At 67.5% G+C, this 10,812-nt stretch carries 6 protein-coding genes; 5 read left to right on the forward strand and 1 reads right to left on the reverse strand.

Going from position 1 to position 10,812, the window contains the following annotated elements:
* The first annotated feature begins 329 nt into the window (after positions 1–329).
* The 4 genes from G3446_RS24315 to G3446_RS24330 all read left to right on the forward strand — a co-directional run bounded on the left by G3446_RS24315 (position 330) and on the right by G3446_RS24330 (position 7,804).
* Positions 330–1,109 carry a DUF6345 domain-containing protein gene (locus G3446_RS24315; protein ID WP_164456195.1) on the forward strand — a complete coding sequence of 260 codons (780 nt, stop codon included), beginning with the start codon at positions 330–332 and terminating at the stop codon, positions 1,107–1,109.
* 60 nt (positions 1,110–1,169) lie between these two features.
* Positions 1,170–2,246 carry a hypothetical protein gene (locus G3446_RS24320; RefSeq protein ID WP_164456197.1) on the forward strand — a complete coding sequence of 359 codons (1,077 nt, stop codon included), beginning with the start codon at positions 1,170–1,172 and terminating at the stop codon, positions 2,244–2,246.
* A gap of 197 nt (positions 2,247–2,443) precedes the next feature.
* Entirely contained in the window at positions 2,444–2,887 is a 444-nt protein-coding gene (locus G3446_RS24325; protein WP_164456199.1) for a hypothetical protein, read from the forward strand.
* A 123-nt stretch (positions 2,888–3,010) separates the two neighbouring features.
* Positions 3,011–7,804 (forward strand): chemotaxis protein CheB, encoded by a 4,794-nt coding sequence (locus tag G3446_RS24330; protein ID WP_164456202.1) that lies wholly within the window; start codon positions 3,011–3,013, stop codon positions 7,802–7,804.
* 12 nt (positions 7,805–7,816) lie between these two features.
* Here G3446_RS24330 and G3446_RS24335 read toward each other — a convergent pair whose 3' ends face one another.
* The gene (locus G3446_RS24335; RefSeq protein WP_209262614.1) at positions 7,817–8,530 is read right to left on the reverse strand and encodes a DUF2293 domain-containing protein; all 714 of its coding nucleotides are present in this window, start codon (positions 8,528–8,530) and stop codon (positions 7,817–7,819) included.
* 559 nt (positions 8,531–9,089) lie between these two features.
* On the opposite strand from G3446_RS24335, the gene G3446_RS24340 reads away from it, so the two are divergent.
* The gene (locus tag G3446_RS24340) at positions 9,090–10,409 is read left to right on the forward strand and encodes an MFS transporter (RefSeq protein ID WP_164456206.1); all 1,320 of its coding nucleotides are present in this window, start codon (positions 9,090–9,092) and stop codon (positions 10,407–10,409) included.
* Positions 10,410–10,812 lie beyond the last annotated feature (403 nt).

Consider the following 10,812-nt stretch of genomic DNA (forward strand, 5'->3'; position numbering starts at 1 on the left):
ACCGCCGGGAAACCAGGCGGCAAACAGAGAACACCAACTTCGGCCTAAACGGCGGCAAGGACCCGGCTTACTCTCCGGGTGCTTAGGTGCATTTTGCTCGGTCTCAGCCGTGGCGGGCGTCGTCGATGCGCCAGTCCAGTCTGAGCCGGTCGGGTCAGTGCGGTCGGCCCAATCCTGTGGAGATGCGGCGGAGAAGTCAAAAAAAGTTTTTGGAAACAATGTGATAAGAATTGGCAGGTGTTCTGCAAACAGCGCGTTGCCTCAAGACCGGCGCCATCGAGCTGTCCCCGCCGATCGCAAACCACCGACCACGCACTGACGAGGTAACCATGAAAGCGACACTCAAGCACTCCCTCACTCTGATCACTGCCTGTGGGCTCGCCTTGGGCACGGCCCTTCAGGCGGACGCGGCCGCACGCTTTGGCACCGGATGCCAGTCCGACTATCAGAACAACTGGCAGGACAAGCTTCCCCACGTCTGGAAGCGCTGCAGCTGGTTCAACAACGAGCTGGATGATACCGACTACAAGATCTTCTACTACAACCTGCACAACGCCAAGTGGTGGTGGGAGACCGGCGGCGACCAGCTCACCCTGGACAACGTCAACCTCTTCTATGCCAGCACCCACGGCGGCGGCTGGTCCACGCGCTCGGTCTGGGCCATGTGGGACGACGGGCTCTTGGCCGATTCCCGCTACATGCGTCTCGGCGACGAGTCCTACGGACTCAGCATCCTCGCCACCTACGCCTGCGAGACCCTCAAGTTCAACGACGGCCGGATGTGGACCCGCATGGGACCCATCTTCCGCGGCGGGCTGCGCATCGCCCTCGGCAGTCACGACAAGCTCTACGACTCCATCACCACGGACGAGACCGGCGAGGACTTCGCCGACAACATGCAGAAAAGCCACACCCTCAAGTACGCCTGGAAGGACGCCAACTCGGATTGGGCGACCAGCCAAGACGTCACGGTCATGGCCACCGGGACCAGCTCGTCCAACTGCGCCAGCCGCCGCGACAACATGAAGTGGCAGAACTACACCTCCTACGGCCGGCTGCGCGACGGCGCCATCAACTACTACTGCTACCGCTACTGGAACAACCTCTAATCCGTTCAGCGGTACCCGAATCCAAGCGGTTTCCCAATTCGATCCAGAGAGATGACGACCATGACAGCTAGCACCCAGCACACCACCAAACGCGTCCTTTCGGCCCTATTGTCAGCCCTCCTGCTCGGCGCGGGCCCCGTGGCGCTCGCCGCCAACTTCCCCGAGCGCATCGCCTCCGAGGAGCGCTCCGCCAAGGTCGGCCTCGGCGTCGAGAAACTAGCCCTCTTGAAGCGGCTTCCGGGGCCTGGCGCGGAAAAGGTCTCCGCCGAGCTGCTCGACCGGCTCCACGGTCGCCTCCCGGGCGTCTTCACAAGCGACCGCTTCCAGCGCGAGGTCACCGAGGAGCGCACCTCCCTCGTCAGCGACGAAGGCTGGTATATGAACGTCTACGGCGACGGCACCAGCGTGCGCTACCGCAACTACCCCTATTTGGAGAAGACGTCGGATCTGGCCCGCCCGCTCGAAGAGCGCATGAGCAAGGAAGAGCTGGAGGAGCGCGGCCGCGCATTCATCGCCGAGCACCTCGCTGGCTTGGTGCCGCTTGGTCCGGGCGAGGAGCTGGTGCCCTACTTCACCGAGGTCGAGGTGACCGGCGGCGGTGCGGCTCGCGAAGACGCGCCCATGGACCCCGAGCTGGTCCACGCCAGCACCATCGTCTTCGCGCGCAGCGTCAATGGGCTGCCCGTGGTCGGCGGCGGCTCCAAGATCGCGGTGATCTTCGCCAACGACGGCGAGGCCGTCGGCTTCGATTACGACTGGCCGAGCTATGCCGCGAGCCGCCGTGCGCAGAAGGTCCTGCCGGTGGACAAGATCCGCGGTCGCGGCAACGCCTACTCGCCCTTCAAGTCGGAGGATCCTGAGGTCAAGGTGCTCCACTTCGAGTGCGGCTATGTCGATCTCGGTGCGCGCAAGCGCGACCCGGCGGCGGTGGTGCAGGGTGGCTGCATGCGCCACGCGTCGCGCAAGTCGATCATGGATCACGAGGCCCACGCCAAGGACGAGCGCTCCGGTCACGTCGTGACGGCCCGCCTGGATTATCTGCCCGCCGGTGAGCGCGTCGAGCCGGATGCCGTCTGGGAGAAGGCGCCCAAGCGCTCCGACGTAGAGGAGCCCGGGCCGGTGGAGGTCAAGGAATAGGACCTTGGCCATGGGGTCGTCCGCCAGCTCCGGCGTGGGGCGCGACGCGACGCTGGAGCCTGGGAGCCAGAAGGTTTGGTCACCTAGTCACCTAGGGTGGACAAGCGCAGCGCAGTCCACCAGCGCCAGGCTTGATGGATTCGCTCACCCTCATCCACTCGACCCAATCCGGCGGACTTCCCTCAAGGAGCCCAATCATGCGCACAATCCTGACTCTGCTCGCCGTGCTCGGTGCCCTGTGGGTCGGCGCCTTCTGGGCGATCATGGGGCTCGACGCCGATCCAATCGACGCGAGCCTCTCCCATGAGGAGCCTGTTACCGCAGGATCGCAAACGGACGCTCGGCCCGCGGGCGAGCGCACGGATTCAGCTGGCCCCCTGACGGCGCACTGGGAGCCGGGTCGGGCAGGATCTCGGGACGCGCGACCCGACTGGTCCCTTCCCGTCGCGGCCGTGACAGCGGACGACGAGCCCGCCGAGCCCGAGATCCCCGCAGCCTTTCCGCTCTCCGAGTGGGAATGGACGGACGTAGACCCCGACGACGTCTGGCTTGAGCCAGCTCCGGACGACGCGTTCACCATGGAGCCGGACCCTTTCGGCAATCCCTGGGGCGGTGATTGGCGCGACCAAGGCGGCGGCTGAAGGGCGCACGCCGAGGCGATTGCGGCTCACTCGCGATCGCGGCATGATCGCGGACTCAGACCCAGGCAGGTGACCGCGCGGGCGCCTGCCTAAGAGTCCTGTCCCCAGCGAGCGGCGATGTCGATGATCCAGCACGAATTGCAGCCACGCCTGGTCGTGGGTGTCGGCGCCTCTGCGGGTGGCCTGGATGCCTTTCGCCAACTGCTCGCGGCCTTGCCCGACGACAGCGGCATGGCCTTTCTCCTGGTCCAGCATCTGGATCCGACGCACAAGAGCCTGCTGACGGAGATCCTTGCCCCGTCCAGCACCATGCGCGTTCAGGAGGCCGCGCAGGATGCGCCCATCGCGCCCAATCACGTCTACGTCATCCAGCCCAACACAGCGTTGGGGGTGAGCGATGGCCGCCTCCAGATCACCGAGCCCGAGCTCCGGCGCGGGCTGCGGCTGCCGGTGGATCATCTCTTTCGCTCGCTGGCCCGCGAATACGGTCCGCGCGCGGTCGGCATCGTCCTCTCAGGCGCGGGCAGCGACGGCAGCAGCGGCATCTTGGATATCGAGTCCGCCGGTGGCCTGGTGCTGGTGCAGGATCCGAGCACCTGCCGGCAGCGCGGCATGCCGCAGAGTGCCATCGACACGGACATCTCCGATCTGGTGCTCGAGATCCGCGACATGCCGCGGGCATTGGAGCGCTTTGCCAGCATCGCGCTGGAGGCCGATCCCGAATGCGCCCCAACGGCGAAGCCCGCCAAGGGCCAAACCAAGCTCGACGAAGCCGCCCTGACCGAGCTGGAGATGACCCTGCGCTCGGAGGTCGACTTCGATCTGCGCATCTACAAGCCCGCGACCATCCAGCGCCGCGTGCTGCGCCGCATGGCGATCTTGGGCTGCGACGCCTGGGCCGACTACTTGAAGCGCTTGCGGCAGACGCCGGCCGAGCAGCGCGCCCTGGTGCGGGACTTCTTCATCACGGTGACCGAGCTCTTCCGCGACCCCGAGGCCTTCCAGGTCCTGCGCGAGACGGTGATCGACCCGCTGGTCGCCCGCGCCGAGGAGGACCAGCCCATCCGGGTGTGGGTCCCTGGCTGCGCGACCGGCGAAGAGGCCTACTCCATTGCCATCGAGCTGCTCGAATCCGCCGCCGCCCAAGGCCGGCGCCCCGCCTTCCAGATCTTCGCCACGGATGTCGACAAGGCCGCCTTGGAGAGCGCCCGGGCCGGTGTCTATCCGCCCTCCATCGCCGCGCGCATCCCGCAGGAGCGCCTGCGGGCCCATTTCGATCCGCTCGACGCGCGCGGCTATCAGGTGCGGGCGCCGCTGCGCGAGATCCTCTCCCTCGCGGCCCATGACCTCGCCAAGGACTCGCCCTTCTTGCGCATGGACTTGGTCAGCTGCCGCAACCTGCTGATCTATCTGCGCGCCGACACCCAGAAACAGACGCTGCGGGCTCTGCACTTCGCCCTGCGCCCCGACGGCTGTCTCTTCCTCGGCCCGGCGGAGTCGACCGCTCCGCTGCGCGATCTCTTTTCCACGCTCTCCAAACGCTGGCGTATCTATCGCAAGTCCGGCTCGGCCGCGCCACCCGCCCTGGTCCGTGCCCCGAGACTGCGGGCGCTGCCCGCGCGCGAGGCGTCGCCGCCCGCGATGGCGAAGAGCGCGGCCAGCGACGCGAGCCGCACCCGCCAGGCCATTCTCAAGTCCCGCGTGCCGCCGGCCGTGGTCGTCTTGGAAGACGGGACCATTTCCTATGTGCATGGCGAGGTCGGCCCCTACCTGCGCTTTCCGCAAGGCGAGACCTCAGGGCTCGAGCTGAAGCGGCTCATCCGCCCGGAGCTGGCCACGCGCACGCGCGCCGCCATCTACAAATGCCGGCGTGATTGCGCGACCGTGGTGGCGCGCTCGAGCCCGGAGGCCGGTCTGTCCACCCATGTCCGCATTACCGTCTCGCCGGCGTCGGATCTCGACGGAGGCGCCGTCATCCTGAGCTTCGAGGACGTCAGCGAGCCGCCCGCGCCGCCGGTCCGCGAAGGCATGAGCCGCGAGCAGCGGCTCTTCGTCGCCGACCTCGAGGACGAGCTGCGCGCCACGCGCGAGGATCTGATCAATACCGTCGAAGAGCTGGAGACCTCGAACGAAGAGCTGCGCTCCTCCAACGAGCAGACGCTCACCATGAACGAGGAGCTCCAGTCCGCCAACGAGGAGCTGGAGGCCACGACCGAGGAGCTCATCACCCTCAACGCCCAGCTGCGCGAGAAGGTCGAGCAGCTCCAAGAGGCGCACGACGACCTCAGCAACTTCTTCGCCAGCACCAAGATCGCGACCCTCTTTCTCGACGAATCGCTCTGCGTCAAACGCTTCACACCAGCCGCGACCGAGCTGCTCGACATTGACGACGGCGCGCTCGGCCGCCACGTCGACAGCATCGCGCGCGAGCTGCTTCAGCATGACCTCGTCGAGGAGGCCCAGGCCGTGCTGCGCAAGGCTGCGACCCCGGCGCGCGACCTGGCGGCCCGCGATGGCCGCTGGATCACCCGCCAGGTCCTGCCCTATCGCACCGAGTCCGCGCGGATCGAGGGCGTGGTCGTCACCTTCACGGACGTCACCGAGCTGAGATCCGCCTACCAGCGGCTGGCCACCAAGAACCGCCGGCTGGACCTGGCCTGGGAGGCCGCCCGCGGCGGGATCTACGAGTACCGCCTTCCGCTCGACGACGCGACTTTTCTCAGCCCCCAATGGTCGCAGCTGCTCGGCTACCAGCCGGACGAGCTGCCGCCCTACCACGGCTTCCTGGATTGGCTGGAGCAGCAGATCCATCCGGATGATCGTGCGCGCTACCAGGCCGAGCAGCGCGACCTGCACGCCGGGCGGGTCGAGGTGCACAAGACGGAGACCTGCATCCGGCACCGTGACGGCCGCTGGATCTGGGTCCGCGAGATTGCCAAGCCCCTGGAGCGCGACGCCGACGGCCGCGTGCGCCGGCTGCTCGGCATGATGCTGGACATCACAGACCTCAAGGAAAGCGCCCGCGCGATCGAGGAGGGCGAGGAGCGCCTGCGCATGGCCAAGGATGCCGCCGGCCTGGGCATCTTCGACCACGACCTGACCGCCGGCACCATCGACTGGGATGCCCGTACCCGCGAGATCTGGGGCATCGGTGAGGATGAGCCCGTCACCTATGATCTGCTGTTCGAGGGTCTGCACCCGGACGATCGCGACTGCGTCCGCGCCGCCTTCGAGCGCGCGCGCGACCCCGCGGGCGACGGCGTCTACCATGTCGAGTACCGGGTGCTGAGCCGCAGAGACGGACGCATGCGCTGGGTGTCTGCGACGGGGCGCACGACCTTTGCCGGGCGGCAGCCGCTGCGCTTCGTCGGCACCGTACTGGACGTCACCGCCGTGCGCGAGACCGAGGACGCCCTGCGCGCCAGCGAGGAGCGCTTTCGCACCCTGGCGGACAACATGGCCCAGCTCGCCTGGATGGCGGACGGCCAAGGCTGGATCTTTTGGTACAACAAGCGCTGGATGGAATACACGGGCACCACGCTCGAAGAGATGCAGGGCTGGGCCTGGCGCAAGGTCCACCACCCGGACTATCTCGAGCCCGTCGTCGAGAAGATCAGCCGCTGCTTCCGCACCGGCGAGATCTGGGAGGACACCTTTCCGCTGCGTGGCGCGGACGGCCGCTACCGCTGGTTCCTCTCGCGCGCCATCCCGATCCATGACGAGAAGGGCGCCGTGGTGCGCTGGTTCGGCACCAATACCGACATCACCGAGCGGCGCGACGCCGAGCAGCAGCTGCGCGAGGCCGATCGGCGCAAGGACGAGTTCCTCGCCATGCTCGGCCACGAGCTGCGCAACCCCCTCGCCTCCATCCAGAACGCCGCCGAGATGGTCAATCTCCATCACGACGGCAAGCCCCATCTGGCCAAGGCCCACGACATCCTGCAGCGTCAGATCACCCACACCACTCGGCTCATCGATGGCCTGCTGGATGTCTCCCGCATCAACCGCGGCAAGATCTCCTTGCGCAAGGCGAGCGTCGAGCTGCGGGGCCTGCTGCATGGCGTCGTCCAAGACCATCTCGGTCTGTGCGACGGCGCAGGGCTCGAGCTGAGTGCCGCGCTACCGGACCAGCCGCTCTATGTCGACGGCGACTCGGTTCGGCTTGTGCAGGTCTTCAGCAACCTCATCGATAACGCCGTCAAGTTCACCGAGCCGCCGGGACGCATCGAGGTCGAGCTGCGCAGGGAGCGCCAGGAGGCCGTGGTCGCCGTGCGCGACACCGGCCTAGGCATCCGGCACGAGATGATCGCGAGCATCTTCGAGCCCTTTCGGCAGGACGTGCGCCATCCCGATCGTCCCTCCAGCGGCCTGGGGCTTGGGCTCTCGTTGGCCAAGGGGATCGTCGAGCTGCATCAGGGCTCGATCGAGGTCCACAGCGCGGGCCTGGGCGCTGGCTCGGAGCTGGTCGTGCGCTTGCCACGCATCGCGGCGCCCTCCCAGCTCGAGCCTAAAGCACTGCCCGCGGCGGTTTCCGCCAGTCGCATCCTCATCGTCGAGGACAACGCGGACCTGGCCGACTCGCTGCTCGCCCTGCTCAAGGCGCTCGGGCATGATGCCAAGGTCGCCGAAAACGGCACCCTAGCCTTGGAGCGGCTTCGCGACTGGCGGCCCGACATCGGCCTCTGCGACATCGGCCTCCCCGACATGAGCGGCTACGACCTCGCCCGCGCCGTGCGCGAGGATGCCGACCTGGCCGACATCCGACTCTGCGCGCTCACCGGCTACGGCATGGCAGAAGACCGCCGCCAAGCCCTGGAGGCCGGCTTCGACCAGCACATGACCAAGCCGATCAATCTCAAGGCCCTGCAAGAGATGCTGACGCGGCTGGCGGGTGGAGCAGCAGGCCCGGAGGCGTGATCGGGTGCGGCCTTATGGATCGGTCGTGCTCGGCGTGCTGGGCCCTGCCCCGCGCTGCCACTCTTCCAGCACGGCAGCGGCCTGGTTGCTGACACGCTCGCGAGCCTCGCCGCGCTCGACGCCCCGCACGAGCAGGTCGTCATAGGGCGTCTCCGCATGGCGGATGTGCGCCATGACCGCGAGCCGCAGAGCGTCGTCGTCCAATGCCTTTGCGGCGGCGCTGCGCCCCACACGTCCGCTGTACTTGCGGCAGGCGTGCTCGGCAATCTCCTGCTCGCGCCCCTCGGGACAGCCGGGATACAGCTCGCGAGCACGGCTGGCGAACCGCTCGATGTAGGCCTGATCCAGCTCGGCGCGACGCTCTGCGGCCTGCTCCCGCCGCGCGGCGCGAGTCTTGGCATCCGCGGCGCATTCCAGCTCCGCTTGGGTGAGGGCCTTGTCCTCGACCAGAAGCCCCTGCCTCTCATAGCGTTGGCGCGCCCGACTCCACTTGAGGACCACTGCGGAAAGGCGTGAGTGCTTGCGCGTGCGGCGTGTGAGGGCCGCGTCCCCCGATGGAAGAAACACCAGGTGGTCCAGGTCGGCGCAAGCCAGGCAGATGGCGCGTCCGTCGCCTTCGAGCCTGATCCAGGCATGCCGGCCAAGTGCTTCATTGCACGCATCACAGCGGCTGTCTCGGTTGGAGATAAAGACCTTCAGATCTTCCAGGCGCTTGTTGGAGGGCATGGTTTGGCTACCGGAAACATGGCTGACGGTTGATTCTAGAACGCGCTGCCAGCCAGCAACAGCCAGCCGAGAGCATGGTTCTGGAGCTGCTTTCAGGTGCTTTAGCCGATTTCCGAGCGTCTTCTTACCAAAGGCGATTCGATCAGGCGCCATCGGGCAGCCATTGCGTGGGAGCGCCGCCCCGGCGCGACGGATCAGCTCCGACCGCCTCAGTCGCGGCGGGGCGCCGCGCCCACGGATTGAGCGGCTGACCCGACCCGAGGTCGCTCGGCCGAGCGATGAAGCCGGCGCCTCGACCTCCTCTCTGGTCTGAGCTTCCCTGGAAATCGCCTTTGGACTCACTCGGCAGGTGAAGGCGTCAGGAGCCGAAAAGCGCGGCAAAGCGCCGGCTGGCCGCTCTGCCTGGCCGATCGGCTCGCCATGGCCTGGCGAGGCGCCACCCCATGGCGACTGCGGCCAACTGCCCCAATAATGGCGTCATGAAGGACCTCTGCCGTACCCGCTGTACCGTCTCACTGCAGTCAACCTCCCCAGCTCGCAGCACCACGAGGGCCTCGACATGAGAGGCACCTTCCGCTCGCTGCGCGGCTACAACTACCGCGTCTGGGCCAGTGGCGCACTCGTCTCCAACGTCGGCACCTGGATGCAGCGCACGGCGCAGGATTGGCTCGTGCTCACCGAGCTGACCCCTCACAACGCGACCGCCGTCGGCATCGTCATGGCGCTCCAGTTCGGCCCCCAGCTCCTCTTGCTGCCCTGGACGGGCTTCGCCGCCGATCACTGCGATCGCCGCCGACTGCTGATGATCACTCAGGGCAGCATGGGCCTGCTTGCGCTGGGGCTCGGTCTCCTGACCGTCTTCGACGTCGTCGCGCTCTGGCAGGTCTATGTCTTCGCCTTCCTGCTCGGCTGCGTGGCCGCCTTCGACGCCCCCGCCCGCCAGACCTTCGTCGCCGAGCTGGTGGGCGACGATCACCTCTCCAACGCCGTCGCGCTCAACTCCGCGTCCTTCAACTCCGCACGCATGGTCGGGCCGGCCGTGGCCGGTCTCGTCATCGCCGCCGTGGGATCCGGCTGGGCCTTCCTCGTCAACGCGGTGTCCTACGCGGCCGTGCTCTTCTCCCTGGGCCTGCTGCGTGCGGACCAGCTGCACGTCAGCGACCGCGCCATGCAGACCCGCGGCAGCCTCGCGGACGGCTTCCGCTATGTCTGGCGGCGGCCCGAGCTCAAGCTGGCGCTCTTCGCGCTCCTTCTGGTCGGCACCTTCGGGCTCAACTTCCCGATCTTCATCTCGACCATGTCCGTCGTCGTCTTCGACGGCGGTCCCGGCCAATATGGGCTCCTGACCTCCGCGATCGCCATCGGCTCGGTCGCGGGCGCGCTGCTCGCGGCCAGCCGGTCCAGGCCAAGTCTCCAGCTTCTGATCGCCGCCGCCGGGCTCTTCGGACTGGGCTCCGCCCTGGCCGCCCTGATGCCAAATGCGGCCTTGTTCGCCATCGTCCTGGTGCTCGTCGGCGTCGCGGCCCAGACCCTCACGACCTCGACCAACAGCTTCCTGCAGCTCTCGACCGACCCCCTGATGCGCGGCCGGGTCATGGCGATCTTCCTCGCCATCCTCCTGGGCAGCACACCGGTCGGCGCGCTCATTGCCGGCCGGGTCGCGGACCAGTTCGGCCCCCGCTGGGCGCTTGGAATGGCCGCCGCATCTGGGATCATCGCCGGGCTGGTTGGGCTCTACTACCACGCAAGATATCGTTCGCTGAGCGGACCTTGCGAGGCCCCGCGATCGTCCCGCAGCCTCGACGATCGCCCCGCCAAGCCAGGATCGACCGAGCTGCAACTTTCCAGTCCGCGCCGGACCCTGCAGGAGCCCGCGTAAGCGCCCGTCCAGAAGCTGTTTCCCGCGGGCTCCAAAACGGACGAGTCGCCCGCGAACGGTCCCCTACCCGAGCGTCGCCCCGTAGGAGCCCGCTCGCGGGCGACCCCCCCTGCTCCGGGCACCCCCCATGCGACACCTCGCCGCCGACGCCCACGATAGGGGGCAGCCAGTAGAGGGGCAGCCAGGGTGGGCGAGCGAGCGAGACTGTGAAGAAATTCTGCGTAGGTTGGGCTGAGGTACGAAGCCCAACATGGCGGCTAGCCTAACGCTTTGATTGTTGGGCCTCCTGCGTCGGCCCAACCTACACCAATCTGCGATCTTCGGTGTGCCAGGAGAAACCTGGCCAGTCTAGCAGCCTGCGAGGTGGCTGCCATGTGAACTGCTGATGAGACATGTAGCTGCG

The organism is Thiorhodococcus minor, assembly GCF_010820565.1.
GTDB classification, from domain to species: Bacteria; Pseudomonadota; Gammaproteobacteria; order Chromatiales; family Chromatiaceae; genus Thiorhodococcus; species Thiorhodococcus minor.

Bases quoted from the DNA above. Each gene is read 5' to 3' on its own strand.
- G3446_RS24315 (WP_164456195.1), top strand. From the start codon at position 330: ATGAAAGCGACACTCAAGCACTCCCTCACTCTGATCACTGCCTGTGGG.
- G3446_RS24320 (WP_164456197.1), top strand. From the start codon at position 1,170: ATGACAGCTAGCACCCAGCACACCACCAAACGCGTCCTTTCGGCCCTA.
- G3446_RS24325 (WP_164456199.1), top strand. From the start codon at position 2,444: ATGCGCACAATCCTGACTCTGCTCGCCGTGCTCGGTGCCCTGTGGGTC.
- G3446_RS24330 (WP_164456202.1), top strand. From the start codon at position 3,011: ATGATCCAGCACGAATTGCAGCCACGCCTGGTCGTGGGTGTCGGCGCC.
- G3446_RS24335 (WP_209262614.1), bottom strand. From the start codon at position 8,530: ATGCCCTCCAACAAGCGCCTGGAAGATCTGAAGGTCTTTATCTCCAAC.
- G3446_RS24340 (WP_164456206.1), top strand. From the start codon at position 9,090: ATGAGAGGCACCTTCCGCTCGCTGCGCGGCTACAACTACCGCGTCTGG.